The following is a 22957-nucleotide window of genomic DNA, read 5'->3' as shown; positions in this document are numbered from 1 at the left end:
TTTTCAAGTTCATAGCTATGTTTGAAAAATTAAGAGAATTGTTATAAATGGGTTGCAAAAAAATCGTATTTTTGATAGTTTTAGCGGTATTTTAAAAATGTTATTATTTTGGAAGTGCCTAAAAATGAGTATTTAATAAAAGGTCAAAATTTCGTATGTGGTTTTTTTAATATTTTGCATTTCTATAATGCAAAAAGCTTAATAAGCTATCTATTAGCAAATTTTTTTTTATTAAGTTTTGGTTATGATTTTTTATAGGTATATCGTATAAACGATAATTGCAATAAATAAATTCTTGGATAACAGAGATTATGAAATCTCGGTATTGATAGCCTTTTTTATTAGCTCCTTTATCTGTTTTGTTGCGTTCGTGCATAAGCGCATATAAAAGGGCTGTATTTGTTTTGTAATCGTTTAATGGTATCGGTCGAAGTTTGTTATATTGCTTTAAAATATCTGTGTTAATTTTTGTATTTAAACCTTTAATTTCTGCTTTGTAATCTTTTTTTTGTAATTTTGGATTTATGAAAAAAATGTAATTGCCTTGCATCGTAAGAAATCCATTTAATAATAAATCTGCATTATCTAAGCAATAATAAATATTTTTTTCTATGTCTGCAAAATCGCCAAAATCTATGCCTTTTAAAATTATTTCTTGGTGGAATAAGTCGGTTTTAGTTCGTGTTAAAAGGCGTTTTTCATAATATGAAATTTTATAGTCCATATTTTGATTAAAAATTGTCTCTTTTTCGATTGTCGGTAAATTGCTTTTTATGATTTTATGTAGTGATAAAAAATTTGTTTGCTCTTTTAATATGCTTAAAGCTCTTAGTTGCGCCTCGCTAAAATTCAAATTCTTAGAGTAAAATTTATTGCGAAATTTGTTAAATTGTGCGTGTAGTTTTTTGTCTATTTTCTTGTTTGTTTCGTGGAATTGCGTTCGCTTAACTTTTAATAAAAATTTGGTTTTTTGACTATTAAATTTTTCAAGTTCTTTATTTAGGTTGTTTTCTAAAAAAGCTTTTAACAATATCATTTTATTAAACTATCTAAATAATCGCTATACCACTGCATAAGCTCGGCTCGTTCGCTTAAAAACTCGTTTCGGTCGTAAATGGCTTTTATTCTGTTTTGTGGTGCGTGGTCTAGGCATAGCTCGATTATTTCAGAATTTAAGCCGTGTTGCTTTGTATTTGCGTTTGCTATGGTTGAAAATGTGCTTCGTAATCCGTGTCCGTGCATTTCATCGCCAAAGCCTAAACGCTTTATTCCTTGATTTATAGTATTTTCGCTTAACATTTTGCTTCGTGCAATATCGCTATAAAATACAAATTCGCCCCTTTTTAGGGTTTGCATTTCTTGCAAAATCGCTCTTACTTGCTTACTTATCGGAAGTAAAAAGTCATTAGCTTTTTTATTCATTTTCATTTTATCGGCTGGAATTGTGATTAAATCTTTGCTAAAATCGATATAACTCCATTTTAAGCCCCTTACATTTGCCGTTCTTAAAGCCGTGTGAAGTGCGAATTTTAAAGCGTTTTTTGTGATTAAATTTAGGGTCGTATCGCTATAAAGGGCTTTTACAAATTCGCTCAATCTTTTAGGGTCGGTAATTGCGTTAAAATGGTTGTTGCGTGGTTTGGTTTTAAAGCTATCTTTAAATTCTATCTCACTAATCGGACTAAAATCAATATAGCCTTTGCTAACTGCTAACTTCATAATATTTCGCAAAATTTGGTATGTTCTGCGTGAAGTTTCAAAAGTTAAGCCCTTTTTAGCTTCGTAATCTTGGATTTTTTCAATCGCTTCGATTAACTCACGCCTTGAAATTTCGCCTATTTTTCTATTTCTCAAAGTAGGGTATAAGTATTTTTCAATTCGCCCTATGCTTTTGCTTATGTTTTTAGGTGCTAATCCTTTGGCTTTTTCTTTTTCTATCCACTCGGTAGCAATGTCGCTAAATGTAAGGGCTTTTTCCTTTTCGCTTTTTATCGTTTCGCCCCTATCCCTTGCTGTCGTATATTCTAGGGCTTTTTGCCTTGCTTCATTTAGGCTAAAACTTGGATATTTGCCTATCGGTATTTTTATCTCTTTTTTGTTTGTCTTATATTTGTAATAAAATCTTTTTGTGTTCTGTCTGACTATGCAATACAAATTTTCTGTCTTTTTGTCTTTTAGCCAAATTTCTTTTTTGTCTTGTGGTAGCTTATAATTTTTTAGTTGACTGTCTGTTTCGTATGTATTCATAGCAAAGTCCCTTAATATCGTTTTTGCATTTTAGGGATACATAACTTTTTTTTATGGTGCTGTTATGTAACCTTTTATGTATTCTTTTTTGTGAAAATCGCTGATTTTCTCTGAAATTGATTGTAATCGAAAATGCTTTAAAACTCTCTTAAAATCGTGGTTTGTGAAAGCTTTTAAAAAAGGCTGAAATTGTGCGGTGGTGGGCTCACCAGGACTCGAACCTGGGACCATCCGGTTATGAGCCGGATGCTCTAACCAACTGAGCTATGAGCCCGATTGAATAAATTGGATAAGCTGTAATTTTACAAAAAATTTCTTAAATTTTAGTTAAAGCGCAAAATTTCGCCAAACGCCAAATTTTTTGCCATGCGATACTCATATTAAACCCGCGCACGCAAATTTTGGCGCCAAATCATTACACATTACAACGCAAGAACCGCGCGCATTTCGGCGCAGTATAATCCACGCAATCCATGCTTAAAAATATCGCCCAAATTTCGGCGCAGTATTAGCCCAAACCAAAATCAAGCCCAAACCAAAATCAAGCCCAAACCAAAATCAAGCCCAAACCAAAATCAAGCCCAAACCAAAATCAAGCCCAAACCAAAATCAAGCCCAAAGCAAATTTCGGCGCAGTGTTTAAAGGCGCAAGAATATTTAACAAAATTTAACAACAAATTTTAAGGATTAAATTTAAAATTCCCCGCTAAATTCGGCAAATTTAACAAATTTCGCAAATTCGCCAAATTTAATCAGGGAAGGAAGAATTATTTGTTTGCTTTTTCGATATATTCGCCACGCACGGTATCTACGCGGATAACCTCGCCTTCAAGCACATGAAATGGGATTTGCACCACAGCGCCAGTTTCAAGGGTCGCTGGTTTTTTGTTGCTTCCTTGTGTATCGCCACGGAAATTTGGCGCAGTTTCGACGATTTTTAGCTCGACTACTTGCGGAACTTCCACGCCGATCGCTTTGCCGTTGTAAAACATAATGCTAACCATCATGCCATCGAGCATCCATTTTTTCGCCTCGCCCACATCCTCGTCAGCGATTGCCACTTGCTCGTAGCTCTCTGTGTCCATGAATTGGCAATACTCGCCGTCATCATAAAGGTATTGCATATCTTTTTGCTCTAAATTTGGCTCCTCGCATTTATCGCCTGCGTGGAAAGTTTTTTCCAAAACCTTACCGTCGATGAAGGATTTTAGTTTTGCGCGCACGAAAGCTGCACCCTTGCCCGGTTTTACATGTTGATACTCTACGATTTTAAACGGAATTCCATCAACTTCGATTTTAAGACCTTTTTTCAAATCGCCCATTGAATAAGCCATTTTTTCTCCTTAGTTTGGTTGCATAAAACTGCGATTATACTAAATTTAGCTTTAAATTTAGCCAAATTTAATCAAAGTAAAATTTTAAAATCCTCTATATCAAAAAGCAAAATTCTATCATTTTTGATTTTTTCTAGCTCGCCTGAGAACCCAGATTTCGAAAACAGCGCCACCATATCGGGCGCAAGCGCGGAATTTTCGCACTTTGCGAGCAGTTCGTTTAGGACATTTTTTGAGATTTTGCGCTCTTTGTATTTACACTCGCCCACGATTAAAAACCCCTCAAATTTCGCAAAAATATCAATCTCGCTATTTTTATCCCAATAACTCGAAATTTGCGAAATGTCGATATTTAGGTAGTTCGCGAGTAGTTCGCGACAGAGTATCTCATAGCCAAAACTCGCGTAATTATCGAAATCCTCCCTAATCTCGCCGACGACTTTTTCGTATTCGCCCTGCGCCAAAATTTGCAAATTTGGCTCGATAAACCTGAACCAAAACCGCGAGAAATTATCGTTAAAATGGACTTTGTCTGTGATTTGATAGCGTCTTAAAATTCGTGGTAATTTATCATTTTTATGCAGTTTTACAGGGCGTTTTTCGTGCGATTTTTCTAAATTTAAAAACCCAGCTTCTAGCAAAATTTGTGTGATTTTTTGCGCGGTGAAGCGGGGCAGTATCTTTGCGACACCGATTTTTTTGCGATCGGATTTAGCGAATTTCATCAGCGCTTGTTTTAGCTCTTTTTCATACTCGCCACCGAAACTAAACCTCTCGCCAATCTCCCTAAAATTCGGCAAAATTTCAGCCTCTATCGCGCTAAATACATCGTCATATTTCGTGCAAATATCAAAAGCATCGAATACGAAGTGGAATTTCAAAATTTCACTCAGTTCCAAATGGCTAAATTTGCTAGCCGTGTGTTTTAACCCTAGAATTTCACCCCTCCTAAAACGGCTAATTTTAGCAAGTTTAGGTATAATTTACAAAATTTTGGAGTAAAAAATGCAAATCGAAAAAATAAAAAATGATTTAATACTAAAAGAGGGGCTCAAATACTTCGATTTCGCCGCGTCTGGGCTAGCGTGCAATAGCGTCGAGCGCGAAATCGAGCGGGTTTTGCGCACTTATGCCAACACACACTCGCTCGGCGGCGAAAACGCCCACACCACGAGCGAATACTACGAAAATGCGCGCGCCAAAATCAAAGAAATGCTAGGGTGCGCCGGCAGATACTACCTCATCTCGTGCGGATTTGGCGCGACAGCCGCGATTAAGAAGCTATGGGAAATTTTAGGCATTTACCTGCCGCCAAACACCAAAAAACGGCTAAATTTGACAAATTTCGCCACAACTGAGCGCGCGAAATTTCCACTAATCGTGATCTCTCCATACGAGCACCACTCAGTTGAAATCAGCCTGCGCCAAGCTCTGTGCGAACTCGTGCGCGTGCCACTGGGTGCGGACGGGCTTATGGATTTTGGCAAATTAAATGAAATTTTAGGCGCAAACAAAGGGCGCGAAATTTATGGCGTATTTAGCGCGTGTTCTAACGCTACTGGGATTTTAGTCGATTATAAGCGGGTATTTTTGGCGCTGAAAATGCACGGCGCGAAACTTTTCATCGACGCTAGCGCGCTTGTGGCGCATGATAATGTGGATTTGGGCTTTTGCGACGGGCTGTTTTTTGGCGCACATAAACTAATCGGTGGAGTGGGTGCGTGCGGGATTTTGGCGCTGAAAAAAGAGTTTTTAGAAGGCGTGGAGCCCACATTTGCGGGCGGTGGCGCGGTAAAATACGCTGATTTTAACTCGCAAAGCTTCGTCATCGACAAAGAAAGGCTAGAAGAGCCAGGCACGCCAGGCATTACGGCGCTCATTAGGGCGTATTTGGCGCTGGATTTGCGCCGTAAGGTGGGCTTTGCGGCGATAAAAGAGCGAGAGAGCGCGCTAAATGCGAAATTTATCGATGAAACTTCAAAAATCAAAGAGATTAAAATTTACGGAAATTTAAGCGCGCCAAGGGTGCCGATTTTTGCGTTTAATATGCAAAATTTAGCCTCTGACGCCCTAGCCTCCGTGCTTAGCTCGAAATTCGAAATCCAAACTCGCTCTGGGTGCGACTGCGCAGCGCCGTATGGATTTGATCTGACGGGGCTTGCGCCAGATCCCGTAAATCAGACCAAACCAAGCTGGGTGCGGGCAAGCTTCTCATGGGTCAATGACGAAGACGATATCGCCTATCTCGCCCACGCGCTCAAAGAAATCGTCAAAATCCGCACAAAGATAAATTTCGTAAGTGGAAAATATCGTTGCTAATCGCTCCCGCAAGGTAGAAATACTGCACCGCTTACGAAGCGATAAATTTTAAGCGTTAAATCAAATTTTATATAATTTTGGTTTGGAATTTCAAAAGTCATAAGGAATTTAGCATGGCAATAAAATCAAATAAAATCGGAAGCGATAATCCCAAACCAAGAGCTGAGCGAATTTTCACAGACAGGGTAGAGCCAAAAGAGGCATTTTTAAAAGCTTTGGAAAATTTAAACCAAAAAGATTATTCTGTTTTAGCCTTTTATGGCGTCGGTGGTATCGGTAAAACTGGCTTAAAAGAGCATTTTTGGGATATGATACAAAAAGATGAAAAGCTAAAAAACAAAATAATTTATTCATATTATGATTTTGAAAAAGACCAAAATTTCACACCAAGCGAAGTGTATAAAAAACTAGCAGATAGATTTAGCATAAATTTTAAAGTCAAATTTAACGCCTTTTCTTTGGCGTATTTGATTTATCTAAAAAAACAAAATCCAAATTTTGAGTTCAAAAAAGAGACTTTGCCGTTTTTAGAAGAGGGCGATATTATTTCAAGCGCAGTTATGTTTATAAGCGAAAATGCAGGTAGCGTGGCTGAACTAGCGACCAAGCTTGTGGGATATTTGTATAAAAAATTCGCAGATATTATAAACCCCACACTAAAAACAGAATTAGAAAAACTAGAAATCAAAGAACACTACGAAATCGGGCAAGAGCTTCCTAGATTTTTCGCCTATGATTTAGAGCAATTTAAAGATAAAAATCCCGACAAAAAAGTCGTTATATTTCTCGATACTTACGAGCTTTTATGTAAAAAACAGAAAAATGACGGCGACACGCTAAAACAAGATGAGTGGGTTAGAAATTTCATAGCGCAAAATGAAAAAATTTTATTTGTAATAGGTGGCAGAGAAAGGCTAATCTGGGATTTAGACGATGAAGATGGCAATGAGTGGAATAAATATTTAGACCAGCATATATTAGAAGAGCTAAGCAGTGATGATTGTAGATATTTTCTAAATAATTGCGGTATCACAGATACTAAAATCCAAGATAATATCATAAAATGTAGCTGTGGAGTGCCATTTTATCTAGATATTTGCGTTGAAATTTACGAGAGCAATAACGGGGCTGAAAATTTTGAAAATTTAAAGCAAAATAAGGTCGCAGAAAGGCTTTTGCGTTACCTTGATAGAAGCGAAAGAGCGACTTTGGAGTTACTATCGGTAGCAAACTACTTTGACAAGGAAATTTTTAAATTAATCATAGATAAATTTTCCACTGGCTACCCCGCTACGATGATAAACGAACTAGCCAAATTTTCGTTTATTTCACAAGACGATGGACGATACTATATACAAAGGCTTATGAAGGAGTGCCTAAAAAACCAGTGCGACACTGAGTTAAAAAGTGAAGTTCATAAATTGCTTTTTGGCTATTTTAACGCCAAACTTAGCGACCTTAGCGTCCAAACAGCTTGTGGCTACTATATGGAATTTATAAACGAAGCATTTTATCACAAAGAAAACATCGATGGCATAGAAAGCGCAATAGACTGGCTTTTGGAAAAATTTAAAATTTATTTAGAAGCTGGTGTTTCGTTTCATTTCATAGATATTTTATTAAATTTATCGGATAGAAATATTGATTATGGATTGGGAGTGATTTTTTCATATCTTGGTATTGCATACACTAATATAGCCAACTACACTAAGGCAATAAAATATTATTTTAAAGCACTTGAAATAAACAAAAGAATTTTTGGAGAAAATCATCCAGATACTGCTGCTTATTATAATAATTTAGGAGTTTGTTATGAATCTCTTGGAGATTATAGGACAGCGATAAATTATCATTTAAAAGCACTTAAAATAAAAGAAGAAATTTTTGGAGAAAATGATCCAGATACTGCTAGTTCTTATAATAATCTAGGAAATTGTTATATCTCTCTTGAAGATTATGATAAAGCAATAACATATCATTTAAAAGCACTTGAAATAAGAAAAGAAATCTTTGGAGAAAATCATCCAAATACCGCTACTTCTTATAATAATTTAGGAGCTTGTTATTACTCTCTCGAAGATTATGATACAGCGATAAATTATTATTTAAAAGCACTTGAAATAAGAAAAGAAAAATTTGGAGAAAATCATCCAGATACTGCTGGTTCTTATAATAATCTAGGAAATTGTTATGATTACGATAAAGCAATAAAATATTATTTAAAAGCACTTGAAATAAAAAAAGAAATCTTTGGAGAAAATCATCCAGATACTGCTCGTTCTTATGGTAATTTAGGACTATGTTATAAATCTCTTGGAGATTACAATAAAGCAATAGAATATTATTTACAATCACTTAAAATTTTTAAAGAATTTTTTGGAGAAAATCATCCAGATATTGCTACTTCTTATAATAATCTAGGAAATTGTTATAAATCTCTTGAAGATTATGATACAGCGATAAATTATTATTTAAAAGCACTTGAAATAACAAAAGAAAAATTTGGAGAAAATCATCCAGGTACTGCTGCTTCTTATAATAATCTAGGAGCTTGCTATGGTTCTCTTGGAGATTATTATAAAGCAGAAGACCATCTCTTAAAAGCACTTAAAATAAAAGAAGAAATTTTTGGAGAAAATGATCCAGATACTGCTAGTTCTTATAATAATTTAGGAACTTTTTATGGCTATCTTGGAGATTACGATAAAGCAATAAAATATTTTTTAAAAGCGCTTGAAATAAGAAAAAAAATCTTTGGAGAAAATCATCTAGATACTGCTGCTGTTTATACTGATTTAGGGGTTTGTTATGACTTTCTTGAAGATTATAGCACAGCAATAAATTATTGTTCAAAAGCTTTAAATATATATGAAATGCTTGACGATGATAATAATGTTAAAATTTTAAAACAAGTTATAGAAGAATTAAAGCAACGCCTATAATTCTACTCGCAACTTCTCGCAATGACACTTAAATTTGTCATTGCGAGTGAGCAAAGTGAACGAAGCAATCTAGCATTTTAAAATTTCAACCGCTAAATTTGCGGAATTTTATGAAATTCTACAAAAAACACTGACCTTAAATTTCATACTCGTAGATTGCTTCGACGGCGTTGCCGTCTCGCAATGACAAGTCAAGCAAATTTTATAAATCAGCTCGCAATGACAGATTTAGCAAATTTCGGCGCAGTATCCCAAAATTTGCGAAGCGAAATTTGGCGAAATTTAAATCACAAAATCACAACCAAAAACAAAATTCCTACGATAATGCGATAAATTCCAAACGGGATAAAGTCAAATTTACTAACAAAGCTCAAAAATAGCTTGATTGCGATTAGCGCGACCACGAAGGCAACCGCTCCACCAAGCAGAAAAATCCAAATATTTTGCGAATTTTGCGCGAAGGTGTCGAGGTTTTTGTAAGTATCATACAAAGTCGCCGCAAACATCGTAGGAATCGCAAGCAAAAAGCTAAAACGGGCGGCTAAATTTCGGCTAAGCCCACAAAGAAGCCCAGCGATAATAGTCGCTCCCGATCTAGAAGTGCCAGGCACCATAGCAAAACACTGCGAAAGCCCGATTATAAAGGCTTGTTTGTATGAAATTTCACTGAAATGTTCGCTCTGGCTCACAGGCGGATTTTTTTTGCGAAGTAACTCAACCACGATAAAAATCGCGCCCCAAATGATAAGCATATACGCTGTCGTGGCGGGCGAAAATAGCGATTTTATCGTCTTATACATCAAAAATCCGATGATTGCTGTGGGGAAAAATCCGACCATTAGCTTAACCCAAAGCGAAAAATCCTGCTTCAAGCGCTCGAAAAACATAAAAACTACCGCTAAAATCGAGCCTAGCTGAATTACGACTTCAAAGCATTTAAGCGTATCTGTCTGCTCCAAGCCCAAAAAATGTGAAGCCAAAATCATGTGTCCAGTCGAGCTTACGGGCAAAAACTCGGTCAGCCCCTCGACAACGCCTAAAATTATCGCACTAATTATATCCATTGATTATGCCTTGTAAATTTTTTATGTTTTGCGAAATGCTATTTGGTCTGTAAATCGCACTCACAAGCGCGATATAATCGGGATTTAACGCCAAAATTTGAGCTAAATTTTGCTCACTAATCCCGCCAATTATCGCAACTGGAATTTCAAGCTCACGCTTTGCCATTTGCACGATTTCGTGCGGACAAAGCGGGGCTTCTTTTTTGGTGGAGCTTGCAAACATCGCCCCAAACGCAGCGTAACTTGCGCCACAACTTTGGGCGATTTTAGCCCTTTTTATGTCGCTATAACATGTCACGCCGATGATTGAGCCTGCGCCCAAAAATTCGCGCGCCGTGGCGGGATCTGCATCATCTATGCCGATATGCACGCCATGAGCGCGGAGTTTTTTCGCCAAAGCGACATTGTCATTGATGATTAGCTTCGCGCCATAATCCTCGCAAAGCGAGATTAGCGAAGCGATGAGAGTTTCATCTTGGCGTGGGAGTTTGGAGCGATACTGCACGAGTTTGACGCCACTATCTAAAATTTCACGCACCTGCGAAAAAACGCTAGAATTTGGCGTCAAAACATCATCGGTAAGGGCGTAAATTTCACTCATTGATTGACATTTCTATCGTTGGTTTGTTTGGGGTTGGCTCTTCGTTTTTTGGCTCAGGTTGCTCTGCACTAGGCTCTTTTTTAGGCTCAGAAGGCTTTGATTTTGGCTCATCTTTTATGCCAAAGGCGCATTTACTTACCTTTGAATATTTTTTGCCAAAAAACCCTTTTTCACCCTCAATCGCCAAAACGCTAGCCTTCACAAACGCCTCTTTATCGTCGTTTTTAGGCATAGCAAGTCCAGCCCTTACCAAATCTAGCCCCAAATTTGACTTTTCGGTGCTGATATCGCAAATCAGCTCGTTTTTGCCCTCGGCTCTGATTTTTATGAAATATCGCTGGGTTGGGACGAGAAATTTTTCGATCATATTTTTTTGATCTTTTTTGAAAGTTTTTAAATCTTTTTTGTCTTTAATACATTTAGCGACTTGCTTTTCGCCAATTAGCGTAACTTCGCTAAATTTGCACATTAGCCTTGTCTTGCCCCGTTTAAAAAGCAATCTATCCTCGTCTTGGACGAAGCCTAGGAATTTCGCCACGATAAAATCGTCATTTCTCGCACATGCACTCGTAACCAAAAGCGATAAAAATATAAAAATCAGTTTTTTCATAAAAGCCCTTTAAATAGAAAAAAGCGCAAAATTTAAAAGGCTAAATTTTGCGCCAAATTTAGATTATTTTAGGTTGTATTTTTCTAAAAGTTTGTCGTATGAGCCATCTTTTTTCATCTCGTCGATTGCTTTGTTGAATTTCTCCACAAGCTCAGGATATTTGCCCTTATCGAAAGCAAAGGCGAATCCGTCGCTTCCGTCAGACTCTCTCATAAACTCCACGATATCGTCGTTTTTCTTCAAATACTCCACGCCCACAGATGAATCCACGCAAAGCGCATCAACCTTTTTGTTTTTTACTAGTAGCACACCAGCAAACACGGTCTCTGCTGGATTGACATCTGCGCTAGGAATTTCACGGATTGCGTTTTCTTGGATTGTGCCAAGTTGCGCTGTTAGGCGTTTGCCTTTAAGGTCGTCTTTGGTTTTTAGGCTATCGTCGTCTTTGTGTTTGATATATAAATTTTCGACCTCATAGTATGAGTTTGTGAAATCCACAGCGTTTCTTCTCTCTGCTGTCGCGCTCATACCTGATCCTGCTAGATCGATTTTACCGCTTTTTAGCGCTGGGATTAAGCCGTCAAAGCTCATATTTAAAATTTCGATTTTCAAATCTGCTCTTTTTGAAATTTCATTTACCAAATCAATATCAAATCCAGTGATAGTCGAGTTTTCATCTACGAACTCAAATGGCGGATATTCGGCGTTTGTGCCCATTACATAGACATCTTTTGCACAAGCAATTGAGCCAACCAAGCTAGCTGCCAACATAAATTTAAGAAATTTTTTCATTTCTGCTCCTTTTAATGGTTTAAAATTTTATTTAAAAAGTCTTTTAAGCGCGGATTTTGCGGATTTTCAAAAACATTTTTAGGCGTATCATCGACTAAAATATTTCCGCCGTCCATAAAAAATATTCTATTTGCCACATTGCGCGCAAAGCCCATTTCATGGGTTACGACAAGCATTGTAATGCCCTCTTTGGCAACCTCTTTCATAAGAGCTAAAACCTCGCCTATCATCTCAGGATCTAGCGCGCTTGTAGGCTCATCGAAAAGTATCACATCTGGGTTCATCGCTAGGCTTCTGGCAATTGCGATGCGCTGTTTTTGACCGCCTGAGAGTTTGTGTGGGAAAGACTGGGCCTTGCTCTCTAAACCCACCTTTCGCAAAAGCTCCATAGCCTTTTCTTTGGCTTTTTCTGGGGTATAAATTCCAGCTTTTACTGGGGCTAGGGTTAAATTTTGCAAAACATTTTTATTCGCAAAAAGGTTAAAATGCTGAAAAACCATGCTGACTTTTTGGCGAATTTTATTGATATCGGTTTTTTTATCGGTAATGTCTGCGCCACCGATTTTGATACTGCCCTCGCTTGGGGTTTCGAGCAAATTTAAACATCTCAAAAATGTCGATTTTCCACTCCCGCTAGGTCCGATGATTGCGACAATATCGCCTTTGTTTATGGTTTTTGAAATGTTTTTCAAAACACAAAGCTCGCCATAATTTTTGCTTAAATTTGAAATTTCAATCATGTCTATTTAGCCTTGATTCTAAAATTTTAACCAAAAGCGAGAAAAATTTCACACTCGCATAATAAATCACACCCGCGAAAAGTATCGGCTGAACCGTATATAGCGAGGCTTGCAGGCTTTTTGAATAAAATGTCAAATCCGTAATCGCCACAAGTCCCACGACCGAAGTTTCTTTAAAAAGGCTGATAAATTCGTTTGCCAAAGCTGGTAAGATATTTTTTATCGCTTGCGGGAAAACAATGACTTTCATCGCTGTCGAATACGATAATCCCATAGCGCGCGCAGCCTCCATTTGACCGCGATCGACGCTGTTTATTCCACTGCGGACGATCTCGCAAACATAGGCTGAGCTGTTAAGACCTAGCGCTACGATTGCGGCGAAAATATTGTTTTGCCAGGTCGCAAAAACAACAAAAACAAAAATCATAAGCTGTATGATTATCGGCGTGCCACGGATGATATCGACATACTCGTCGATAATAAAATTTAAAATTTTATTATCCAAAAATTTCAAAAACGCCAAAATAAATCCCAAAACTATACCAAGCGCGATACCGCCACTTGTGAGTATCAGCGTAACGCCATAAGCATTTACAAGCGCCATTTTGCGCGCGTCTGTTAAGTTATCTGGATAGCAAAAATAAATTCCTGCGCAGATGATAATCAACGAAAAAACAATCTTTAAAATTCTCTCGTTCAATCCCCAGCCTTTAAATTAAAATTTAGCCTAAAAGCATACTAAAATTTTGATAAATTTCAAGTAAATTTTGATAAAATCGCACCTTTTAAGGAGTGGAAAATGAGTTATTGGATCTATGCCTCGATCGCTATGTATTTCCTAGCCCTCGTCATCATCGGCAGACACTACTACGACAAAAACGCAAGCCTGAGCGAATACCTCATCGACAATCGCAGATTAAATCCCTTTGTAACCGCACTTAGCGCGGGTGCTAGCGATATGAGCGGCTGGATGCTTCTAGGGCTTCCTGGGGCGTTTTTTGCTACTGGAATTAGCACGGTTTGGATTGCAATCGGGCTTTGTATTGGTGCGTGGTGCGCGTATAAATTTCTCGCAAAAAGGCTTAGAATTTACACCGAAGTCGCAAGCGATAGCATTACAATCCCTGATTTTTTGGAAAATCGTTTTAAAGATAAAACAAAATCTCTTCGCATAATCTCTGGACTTTTGATTATCGTATTTTTCACGCTGTATGTTTCTAGCGGAATTATCGCAGGCGGAAAGAGCTTTGAGACATTTTTCGGGCTAAATTTCGCTTATGGCGCGATTGCGACGATTTGTATCGTTGTGTTTTATACATTTTTTGGCGGATTTAAAGCAGTAGCGATAACAGACGCTTTCCAAGGCGCGTTAATGTTTATCGTGCTGATTATGATTCCAGCTTTTTCATTTAATGCGCTACAAATCCCCGATAGTTCGAGCTTTTGGGGCGAGGTATCAAAAATCAATCCGTCGCATTTGGATTTGTTTGAGGGGCAAACTTTTCTTGGAATTTTGGGGCTTTTGTCATGGGGGTTTGGCTATTTTGGACAGCCTCATATCATCGTGCGATTTATGGCGATTAGAAATTCAGCCGAGATGAGTTCTGCGCGCAGAATTGGGATTTCGTGGATGGTTTTTGGACTGCTTGGGGCGATGGCTAGCGGACTAATCGGTCTAGTGTATTTTCACCAAAACTCCCTATCTATCAGCGATCCAGAGAAAATTTTCCTAGAACTTGGCAAAATTTTCTTCCACCCATTTATCCTTGGCGTGATTATCTCAGCCGTGCTAGCTGCGATTATGAGCACGATTTCTAGCCAGCTTTTGGTCAGTGCTAGCTCGGTTACGAAAGACTTCATTTTCGCATTTTATAAAAAAGAAGTCTCATCAGCCACGCAAACCCTAGTCTCCCGGCTCGCTGTCGTTTTCATCGCGGTGCTAGCTACGATTGCGGCGTTTTTGTGGGACGATAGTGTTTTAAATGTCGTCGGACACGCTTGGGCGGGCTTTGGCGCGAGTTTTGGCGCGGTGCTTTTATTTAGCCTGTATTCAAAACACATGAGTGCGCTATCTGCGCTATGCGGCATGATAGTTGGTGGCGTAACTGTCATAATCTGGATAATTGCCGATTTATCGGGCTATATTTATTCGCTTTTGCCTGGATTTACATTTTCGATGATTGCCATAATGCTAGTCAATAAATACAACTCTGTGCTAGATAAAATGGCAGATGAGCCGAATTTAAACGAGATTGCAATCGAATTTGAAAAAATGAAAGCACGAAACGAAAGCGAGAAAAAATAGTGCTAAATTTGAAAATGGCAAAAGATTTAATCTCAGGCGCAATTTCACAGCCAAATTTAATCGCGCATTGCGAAAATGTAATGGCTGCAATGGGGGCTATGGCGGAGCATTTCGGCGAGGATAAAGAATACTGGCAAGCAATCGGCTATCTGCACGATTTCGACTACGAAAAATTCCCAGACGAGCACCTAGCGCACACAGCTGGGCCACTTTTGGACGCTGGCGTAGATGAAGCTAGCGTGCGGGCGATACTCAGCCACGGATACGGCATTTGCACTGATGTCGAGCCGATTTCAAATTTAGAAAAAAGCCTATTTTGCGTCGATGAGCTAACAGGCATAATCGATGCCTGCGCCAAAATGCGCCCAAACGGCTTTGCGGATTTAGGCGCCAGCAGTGTAATGAAAAAATTTAAAGATAAAAAATTTGCCGCCAAATGCGATAGAAGCGTGATTTTAAAGGGTTGTGAAATGCTTGGCATGGATATCAAAGAGATCGTAGAAATCTGCATAAAAGGCATGAGAGAACTGCACCAGGCTTGATACAGCAGTGAAATTTTAAATTTTAAATTTCTGCAAAATACTGCCCCGAAATTTTAAATTCATAGATTGACACGAATTTTGCCCAATTTGTCATTGCGAGCTTTCGTAGAAAGCGAAGCAATCTACGACTTTAAAATTCCTTGCATTAAATTTGCTGTCATTGCGAGCCCAACATGGCAATTCAAAAAAATTTCAAATAATCTCCACTTGTAACTCAAATTCGCAAATTTCTATTATTTTTCAAATTCTCTTTTGATTTTTTGCAAAAATTCTATCAGCTCAGCAGAGCAGTTTTCTTTGACGATGATAGAACCGCCACCGTATTTGCTTAGTAAAAGATAAAAATGCGTATTTGTTTCTATGATTTTATACAACTCATCGTATTTTAGTTGAGTTGTAAAAGTTTCTGTTTTATCTATAAAATAATCATCAAAAAATGTTATAACGGCGGTTTTATCTTGTATAGCTTTTGTAGTGTTGTAGAAATTTTTAATTTGCCTATATGTAATAAAACGCCATAAAAATAGCCAAACAATTACAAATACAAACATAGCAATATTATCACTATCGACAAAACCTTGTAAAAAAATAAGAATAACATTAATTATGATTAACACAACACTAGCGATATATAAAATTTTTATTTTAAATCCTAAGGTCTCATGTAAGACAGCATAATTAAATTTCTTATATTCATCGTATGTTATTATCGTTGTTGTTTCAAATGGCATTTTGCGTTCCCTAACTTGTAAATTTATAGATTTAATTGTAACAAATTTAGGCTTAATTTTTTATCTAATTTCCCATTGCAAGGGGCATTTGATGATTTTTATAATTTATATGAAATTTTAAAATTTCCCCAAAACACTGCCCGAAATTTTAAATTCATAGATTGGCACCAAATTTTGCTCGCTATTGTCATTGCGAGGCGATTTATCGCCGAAGCAATCAACGAGCATAAAATTTAAGGCGTGTAAATTTGCTGTCATTGCGAGCGTAGCGAAGCAATCCAGGGAAATTCAGATAAATTTCAATTCAAATTTCTAACACTCCCTAAATTTACTGGATTGCTTCGTCGCTTTGCTCCTCGCAATGACACGGAATTTACATGCTCTAAATTTAAAGTCGTAGATTGCTTCGCTTTGCTCGCAATGACAAATTGAAAGTAAAATTTAATTTGAAGTGTGCTGAAAATTTTACTGGATTGCTTCGGCAAAGCGTCTTGACGCTTTGCTTTTGCTCGCAATGACAGATTATACAAAATTTACAAATTTCGGGGCAGTGTTTAAAAGGTTGCGCTAGCGGGTTATGCTAAATTTAAAATTCTATCAAATTTCGTTTCAAAAGCCTGGCTAGATTTCGCCCAAGCCTCTCGTAACCCCCAGCTTCTAAGTGGATTTCATCGGGACGGATTAGCCCCATTTTGCGCCAGCCCTCCCAGCCTCCATCCTCGCTCATCACCATGTCAAAATCATAAAACATAAGCCCCATATCGCTGGCTAGGTGCCTTATCACGGCTGCTGCGCGAGGGGCGTTTGGCACTTTGGGACTGCGAGGCGGGGCGATGAGCAGGATTTTTGCTCTGCGCGAGCCTTTGCGAAGCGAGCGCACCAGCCCCCGCAGAGTCGCGTAAAATTTCGCCTCGTCAAAATTGCTATCAAGGGCGTCGTTTGTGCCATAAGCGATGATAAAAAGCTCGTAATCAAGTCGCGCCAAATCCCTAATAAAGGCGTTTTTACCCCATTTTTGATACACGCTCGAATACGCGCCATTGCTAGCGCAACTATCGGCGAAACTGCCATTTTTGCGGTAAATTTTATACCCACCAAGCTCCGCGCCCTCGCGCAAAGAGCGGATTTGCACCGGAAAAGCGAGCGTAAAGCGCGTGTATTCCCAAGAATTTCGCAAAAGATGATTTATGCGAAATTTCCGCCCATTAGCGTCGATAATCTCGAAAATTTCGCCATTTCCGCCCACTCTGTGAAGCACTTCGACCTCAAATTCGCCACTTAGCTTTTTAAGCTCTATTTGCAAACCAGCCCCATTTCTCGCCCTTGCAATGACCCCGCATAGTGGGAAATCCGGGTCTGTATCCCTGCGCGACGAGATAATCTCAAAGCCCTCATTTTTAAATCTCACCGCCTCGCTAGCGTGAAATTTAGGCATTAGCGGGGCGATAAAGCCCACACTATCGTCGCTTCCACCAAAAAATTCATCTCTAAATGCCTGTATTAGCGCGTCGCTTCCAAGGTGCGAATCGCCCAAAAACTTCACCCCAAAGCCCTGCGCTAGCGCGCCACTAATGCAGAGCAAAACTGCGAAAAGCGCGCGAGCAATGCTATTCAACGCTAATCCTTGCTAAAATTTTTTGGGTTATGATTTCACAGCCTTTTTTGCTGATGTGGATTCCGTCGTCTTGGCGAACGCGAATTTGGTGTTTGCCGTTTTTGAGATAGACCTTGTATGCGCCGTTTTCACACACAAATGGGCTTGTAGGCATGTAAATTTCGCCGAATTCTTTATTCACACTTTTATAAACTTTGTTAATCGCCTCGGTTTTTTGCTCAAATTTCGCTTCGTTCATGCACGGAAGCCCCAGCCACAGCACCTTTGCGCCGTATTTTTCAGCAGTATCGTAAATCTCCCTGACCCTGCTAGCGTAAAATTCGCTCCAAACCTCGCTTCCTACGCTTCGCACAGCTCCATTAATCTTGCGCGGGTGAGTATCGTTCGCACCCAAAAACACCACCACTAGCCCGATATTTTCGTTATTTGCTAGATTTTCGGATAAAACCTGCTGCCAGTTGTGCCCCTTTTTATCGACTAGGCCGGTTGATTGCTTGCTAAGATCAAGCACTTTTAGCCCTGATTTTGGGAAAAATTTCTTAGCACTCATACCCACATACTGCATTAGGCTATCGCCGATAAATAGCACGGTTTGACCGGCTTTAAGCGCGATTTTTTCATTAGATTTTTTTGCAATTTTTGGCGCGAGAGCAGGAGCTGTTTCGTTCGCCTCGCTAGGCTTTGGCGCGGTTAAATTCGCGCTTTTGTTGTTATCAATTTTAGGCAGAGTTGTATCGGTTAGCTTGACTGCTTCGATTTTTTTAAGCTCACGCTCGATGATTGCGTCTTTATCGCTTGGAGCGATAATAGGCGCAGTGTTACTAGCGAGTGTGTAAGTGGCTGTTTGCGGGGAGAGGCTCTCTATTTTCGCCTTTAAATTTGGCGTGAAATTTTGGATTTTTTGGCTAATGTTTGATTGCAATTCGCCCCCAAATCTCAAAGGCGAATTCGCCAAATACTCTTCCAAACCGAAATTCGAGCCAAAGCGCGAATTCGCGTAATAAATCAAGGAATTTTGCGCAAAAAAAGCCAAAATCAAAAATGCCACAACCAACGAAAACAAAAATTTAATCATCTAAAAACTCGCATAAATAAAATTTGGAATTCCACTTGGCATCAAAAGATAAATCGCGCAAAAAACCGCGCCCAAAACTACCCCTTTTAACCAAAATGGCAATCTCTTTAAAAAGCCCTCAATTAGGCGGTTTGTAACCAAAAATTTAGGATAAATCAAAACAAAAATCAAAACAGCCAAAACTAGCAAAATTTCAAATTTGCTCTGATAAAGTGGAGATGAAATAAGAGCCGAGAAAATCGCGCCAATCTCGCTAAAATCAGTGTTTGCGAAAAACACCCACGCAAAACTGACATAGATAAATGTAATTAACCTAGAAAAGTGCAAATTTAATGGCTTTACTTTGCAGGCGCGTAGGCATTTTAACCACACGCACGCTAAGCCATGTAACGCCCCCCAAATGGCGAAATTTAGCCCCACTCCATGCCAAATTCCAGAGAGCAAAAATGCTAACATTATATTCAAATTCATACGCCAAAACTTCCACATACCGCGCACTTCGACAAATTCGATTATCTCTTTTTTAGCTTTTTTCTTTTTCTTTTTCTTTGCGCCGATTTTGAGCTTTACTGGCAGTTTTTTGCCCCAGCCACAATTCCCGCCAAGCGGGATATAGATGTAATCGCGGATAAAGGTAGAAAGGCTGATATGCCACCTATCCCAAAACTGATCGATATTTCGCGCAGTATATGGCATGTGAAAGTTGCGTGGCAAAGCAAATCCAAGTGCGAGTGCTAGGGCGCGCGCAATGTCGATAAATCCGCTAAAATTAGTATAAATCACAAAAGAATAAAGCAAAATCGCCAACACAATTTTTAGCGCGCTAACCTCGCTAAAATCGTAAATATTGCTAAAAATCTCACCCACAAACGGCGTAAGATGACCGCAAATGACAAGAACTTTAAAAGCGCCGATGATAAAAAGCGCGAGAATTTTATCGCCGTTTTTAAAGCTCTTTTTTTGGTTAAATTGTGGCAAAACTGGATAAATTTTAATGTATCCTTTGGAGTTTTTATGCGCGGCTGCCCTGCCTATGGGGCCCATTACCACGCTTGGGAAAAACGCCAGATAGCAAAGCAAACTCAAAAAATCCGCCCCCTCGCACTGCTTTTTGCTCACGGCCACGAGATAGGTTATCGACATAAAAGTATAGTATGAAATGCCCAGCGGCAGGGCGATTGACTCGATTGGGGAAAGTCCAAAAAAATTTGTAACAATGGCGAAAAATTCTCTAATATGGCTAAAATATTTGAAAAAACACAAAAAACAAATAGAGCCAAAAACTGCCGATAAAATGGCGGAATTGCTGGAATTTCGCCTCAAAAATTTCCCAGCAAAATAGACAAAACACGAGTAAGCAAACAAAATCGCGCCAAATTTTGGGCTTACAGAGCAGACGAAGCCGTAACTTGCAGCCAAAATTAGGATTTTTTGGATAAAGACGCTGTCTTTTTGCGACCAATACAGGGCAAAAAACAGCGTAAAAAGCAAAATAAACTCGGGCGAAAAAAATGTCATTTTGATTGATTATGAAGCGCGCAAGGCTTTGCACCACCCTGCTCGCGCCGCATTACTCCTATCCTCTTACGATTTTCACAGCTTCTACCATATTTTTTAGGCTTGGTTTTACCTCTTCCCATTTGCGAGTTTTAAGCCCACAATCAGGATTTATCCAAAGCTGAGATTTTGGCAAAACTTCTAAAAGTGCGTTAATTTGCGCTACCATTTCCTCTACGCTTGGCACACGAGGGCTGTGTATATCATACACGCCAGGTCCTACTTCTTGTTTGTAGCCGACCGATTTAAAAATTTTAAGTAACTCGTTGCCAGAACGCGCCGTTTCTATGCTGATAACATCAGCGTCCATTGCTTCAATCGTTTTGATAATATCGTTAAATTCAGAATAGCACATGTGAGTGTGAATTTGCGTCTTAGCATCTGCACTTGAAACTGCGAGTTTAAACGCGCCCACCGAGAAATTTTCGTATTGGCTGATATTTTCCTTACGAAGCGGATAGCCCTCTTTAAAGGCTGCTTCATCGACTTGGATTATCTTAATCCCTGCAACTTGTAAATCAGAAATTTCATCACTAATTGCCAAAGCTAGTTGCTTGACAACCTCGCTTCTAGGCTTATCATCACGCACAAACGACCAGTTCATAATCGTAACTGGTCCAGTTAGCATACCCTTCATAATCTTGCTTGTTTTGCCTTGCGCGTATTTTATCCACTCTACGGTCATCGCCTTTGGACGGCTAACATCGCCAAATAAAAGTGGCGGTTTTACGCAGCGACTGCCGTAGCTTTGCACCCAGCCGTTTGCGCTAAATGCGTAGCCTTTGAGCTGTTCGCCAAAATACTCAACCATGTCGTTTCGCTCAGGCTCGCCATGAACTAAAATATCAAGCCCAATCTCTTCTTGAAACGCCACACACTCATCGATATAGGCTTTTATATCTTTTTCGTAGGCTTCCTTGCTAATTAAACCCTTTTTATAGGCGTTGCGAACTTGGCGAAGTTCGGTTGTTTGTGGAAAAGAGCCTATCGTCGTGGTCGGCAAATCGCCGTAAGCAAGGGCTTCGCGCTGAATTTTAATGCGGTCTTCAAATTTATCACTTCGCTCAAATTTGGTTAAATTTTTCACGCGATTTTGCACCGCTATATCGTGGATTAACGGCGAATTTAGGCGTGTTTTGGCAGATTTTTGATTTTCTTCATATTTTTTGATACCGCTATCGCAGATTGGAATTTTAAAGAAAAGGTGGGTTAAAATGCAGACTTCTTCTAGTTTTTCACACGCAAAACTTAGCCAAGATTTAATCTCAGGGTTTAGTTTTTCTTCATATTTTAGGGTAAATGGCACATGCAAAAGTGAGCATGAAGTTCCCACATAAAGGCGATCTTTGCTGACATACTGGGAGATGAATTCCAAAAATTCTAACTTTTTATCAATGTCGCTTTTCCAAATATTTCGTCCATCAATAACCCCTGCAAATAGCGTAGTTTTCGCATCTTTTAAGATTTCAAGCTCGGCTTTGATATTTTCTTTACTCGCATAGACAAAGTCTAACCCCACAGCCCAAATGTCCGTTTTAACGACTTCTTTCAAAGCTTCTGTGGCGTGTTCGAAATATGTCATAAATACGATTTTAATGTTTGAAGCGACCGAATTTAGCTTGTTATAAACGGGTGCGATTTTTCCCGTTAGCTCCACGCCCCTATCGGTTACAAAAATCGGCTCGTCGATTTGAACGACGACTTCACTATCAAGGGCTGAAATCTTGCCTAGAAGCTCGGCGTATTTTTCTACTAGCTCATCGAGTTTGGCTAGTGGTTCGCTCCCGTCCGTGCTTTTTGAAAGTGCTAGATAGGTTATCGGTCCGATTAAATTTATCTTTAACGCGCAACTATCCTTAAAATCGTTGTTTTTAGCTGCTTTGTATTCGTTTAGAATTTTGTCTGCATTTAGGCTAAATTTTGTGTTTTTGCTGATTTCAGGCACGATGTAATGGTAGTTTGTGTTAAACCATTTTGTCATTTCCATTGCCACGGCGTCTTTGTTTCCACGCGCCATCGCAAAATACTGCTCCACGCCACTCAAAGATGCAAATCTCTCAGGCACTGCGCCAAAAAGCACGCTATTATCGAGCATTAAATCATAAAACGAGAAATCATTTACGCTAATTAAGCCAGTCCATGCGTCTAACTGGTATTTTATGTGGCGATCTTTTAGCTCGTCTGCTACCTTTTCTAGTGCGCCCAGTTCGCACTTTCCTGCCCAAAAACTCTCTAATGCTTTTTTTAATTCTCGTTGCTCGCCAATGCGCGGAAAACCTGTGATATAACTTTTCATTCTTATCCTTTTTGTTTTAAAATTTTATAAATTGTGTTGAGAAAAAGTCTGAATTTTGCGCCGCTAGCGCGGCATGAATATGCGTGAATAAATGATTAGCCCTAGAAAAACACTGACAATATCAAGTCGCCATGGGACAGTGCATTTATTGCTTCCTTTAAATTTCAAATTAATCTGAGCATTTTAG

The 22957-nt window shown here is 39.0% G+C and carries 19 protein-coding genes and 1 tRNA gene; 4 read left to right on the top strand and 16 right to left on the bottom strand.

Annotated features, from left to right (window positions below):
* Positions 1 to 166 precede the first annotated feature (166 nt).
* The 5 genes from OFN67_RS07555 to OFN67_RS07535 form a co-directional block, all read right to left on the bottom strand.
* On the bottom strand, positions 167 to 1036 hold the full coding sequence (locus OFN67_RS07555) for a hypothetical protein (RefSeq protein WP_270868889.1): 870 nt from the start codon (positions 1034 to 1036) through the stop codon (positions 167 to 169).
* Complete coding sequence (locus tag OFN67_RS07550; protein WP_270868890.1) at positions 1033 to 2247, bottom strand: tyrosine-type recombinase/integrase; 1215 nt, start codon at positions 2245 to 2247, stop codon at positions 1033 to 1035. Before OFN67_RS07550 ends, OFN67_RS07555 begins: the two co-directional genes overlap by 4 nt.
* A gap of 197 nt (positions 2248 to 2444) precedes the next feature.
* Positions 2445 to 2521: transfer RNA gene (locus tag OFN67_RS07545), tRNA-Ile, on the bottom strand.
* Positions 2522 to 3014: 493 nt separating this feature from the next.
* Positions 3015 to 3581: an elongation factor P gene (efp, locus tag OFN67_RS07540; RefSeq protein WP_270859759.1), complete on the bottom strand. Its 567-nt coding sequence runs from the start codon at positions 3579 to 3581 to the stop codon at positions 3015 to 3017.
* Between the two features lie 71 nt (positions 3582 to 3652).
* Positions 3653 to 4480, bottom strand: a complete 828-nt coding sequence (locus OFN67_RS07535; RefSeq protein WP_333720335.1) for a DUF234 domain-containing protein — start codon at positions 4478 to 4480, stop codon at positions 3653 to 3655.
* Between the two features lie 106 nt (positions 4481 to 4586).
* Between OFN67_RS07535 and OFN67_RS07530 the strand changes: the two genes are divergently transcribed.
* Together OFN67_RS07530 and OFN67_RS07525 are read left to right on the top strand one after the other, a co-directional pair.
* Positions 4587 to 5900 carry an aminotransferase class V-fold PLP-dependent enzyme gene (locus tag OFN67_RS07530; RefSeq protein ID WP_270868891.1) on the top strand — a complete coding sequence of 438 codons (1314 nt, stop codon included), beginning with the start codon at positions 4587 to 4589 and terminating at the stop codon, positions 5898 to 5900.
* A 113-nt stretch (positions 5901 to 6013) separates the two neighbouring features.
* Positions 6014 to 8842 (top strand): tetratricopeptide repeat protein, encoded by a 2829-nt coding sequence (locus OFN67_RS07525; RefSeq protein WP_270868892.1) that lies wholly within the window; start codon positions 6014 to 6016, stop codon positions 8840 to 8842.
* A 287-nt stretch (positions 8843 to 9129) separates the two neighbouring features.
* Here OFN67_RS07525 and OFN67_RS07520 read toward each other — a convergent pair whose 3' ends face one another.
* The 6 genes from OFN67_RS07520 to OFN67_RS07495 all read right to left on the bottom strand — a co-directional run bounded on the left by OFN67_RS07520 (position 9130) and on the right by OFN67_RS07495 (position 13349).
* On the bottom strand, positions 9130 to 9906 hold the full coding sequence (locus OFN67_RS07520) for an undecaprenyl-diphosphate phosphatase (RefSeq protein ID WP_270874017.1): 777 nt from the start codon (positions 9904 to 9906) through the stop codon (positions 9130 to 9132).
* Positions 9893 to 10507: a thiamine phosphate synthase gene (gene thiE / locus OFN67_RS07515; RefSeq protein ID WP_270874016.1), complete on the bottom strand. Its 615-nt coding sequence runs from the start codon at positions 10505 to 10507 to the stop codon at positions 9893 to 9895. The genes OFN67_RS07520 and thiE overlap by 14 nt, the downstream gene beginning before the upstream one ends.
* On the bottom strand, positions 10500 to 11117 hold the full coding sequence (locus tag OFN67_RS07510; protein ID WP_270868895.1) for a hypothetical protein: 618 nt from the start codon (positions 11115 to 11117) through the stop codon (positions 10500 to 10502). Before OFN67_RS07510 ends, thiE begins: the two co-directional genes overlap by 8 nt.
* A 63-nt stretch (positions 11118 to 11180) precedes the next feature.
* Positions 11181 to 11909: a basic amino acid ABC transporter substrate-binding protein gene (locus OFN67_RS07505; protein WP_270862778.1), complete on the bottom strand. Its 729-nt coding sequence runs from the start codon at positions 11907 to 11909 to the stop codon at positions 11181 to 11183.
* Between the two features lie 11 nt (positions 11910 to 11920).
* Positions 11921 to 12649 carry an amino acid ABC transporter ATP-binding protein gene (locus OFN67_RS07500; RefSeq protein WP_270868896.1) on the bottom strand — a complete coding sequence of 243 codons (729 nt, stop codon included), beginning with the start codon at positions 12647 to 12649 and terminating at the stop codon, positions 11921 to 11923.
* Positions 12642 to 13349: an amino acid ABC transporter permease gene (locus tag OFN67_RS07495; protein ID WP_270859767.1), complete on the bottom strand. Its 708-nt coding sequence runs from the start codon at positions 13347 to 13349 to the stop codon at positions 12642 to 12644. Before OFN67_RS07495 ends, OFN67_RS07500 begins: the two co-directional genes overlap by 8 nt.
* A 99-nt stretch (positions 13350 to 13448) precedes the next feature.
* On the opposite strand from OFN67_RS07495, the gene putP reads away from it, so the two are divergent.
* Together putP and OFN67_RS07485 are read left to right on the top strand one after the other, a co-directional pair.
* Complete coding sequence (putP, locus tag OFN67_RS07490; RefSeq protein ID WP_270868897.1) at positions 13449 to 14954, top strand: sodium/proline symporter PutP; 1506 nt, start codon at positions 13449 to 13451, stop codon at positions 14952 to 14954.
* Positions 14954 to 15496, top strand: coding sequence for an HD domain-containing protein (locus tag OFN67_RS07485; protein ID WP_270868898.1), 543 nt, complete (start codon positions 14954 to 14956; stop codon positions 15494 to 15496). The genes putP and OFN67_RS07485 overlap by 1 nt, the downstream gene beginning before the upstream one ends.
* Positions 15497 to 15729: 233 nt before the next feature.
* On the opposite strand, the gene OFN67_RS07480 is transcribed toward OFN67_RS07485, so the two are convergent.
* The 5 genes from OFN67_RS07480 to metE all read right to left on the bottom strand — a co-directional run bounded on the left by OFN67_RS07480 (position 15730) and on the right by metE (position 22770).
* Entirely contained in the window at positions 15730 to 16047 is a 318-nt protein-coding gene (locus OFN67_RS07480; protein WP_270874015.1) for a YcxB family protein, read from the bottom strand.
* Between the two features lie 766 nt (positions 16048 to 16813).
* Positions 16814 to 17842 (bottom strand): GDSL-type esterase/lipase family protein, encoded by a 1029-nt coding sequence (locus tag OFN67_RS07475; protein WP_270868900.1) that lies wholly within the window; start codon positions 17840 to 17842, stop codon positions 16814 to 16816.
* A complete protein-coding gene (locus OFN67_RS07470; RefSeq protein WP_270868901.1) occupies positions 17835 to 18917 on the bottom strand; it encodes an SGNH/GDSL hydrolase family protein in 1083 nt (360 codons plus the stop codon). Before OFN67_RS07470 ends, OFN67_RS07475 begins: the two co-directional genes overlap by 8 nt.
* Entirely contained in the window at positions 18918 to 20435 is a 1518-nt protein-coding gene (locus OFN67_RS07465) for an MBOAT family O-acyltransferase (protein ID WP_270868902.1), read from the bottom strand. It lies immediately after the preceding gene.
* 58 nt (positions 20436 to 20493) lie between these two features.
* Positions 20494 to 22770, bottom strand: a complete 2277-nt coding sequence (gene metE / locus OFN67_RS07460) for a 5-methyltetrahydropteroyltriglutamate--homocysteine S-methyltransferase (RefSeq protein ID WP_270868903.1) — start codon at positions 22768 to 22770, stop codon at positions 20494 to 20496.
* Between the last annotated feature and the right edge of the window lie 187 nt (positions 22771 to 22957).

It is taken from the genome of Campylobacter sp. JMF_11 EL3 (assembly GCF_027736965.1).
GTDB lineage: Bacteria > Campylobacterota > Campylobacteria > Campylobacterales > Campylobacteraceae > Campylobacter_B.
The sequence above is the reverse complement of the archived record's forward strand: the minus strand, read 5'-3'. Positions and strand labels throughout refer to the sequence as shown.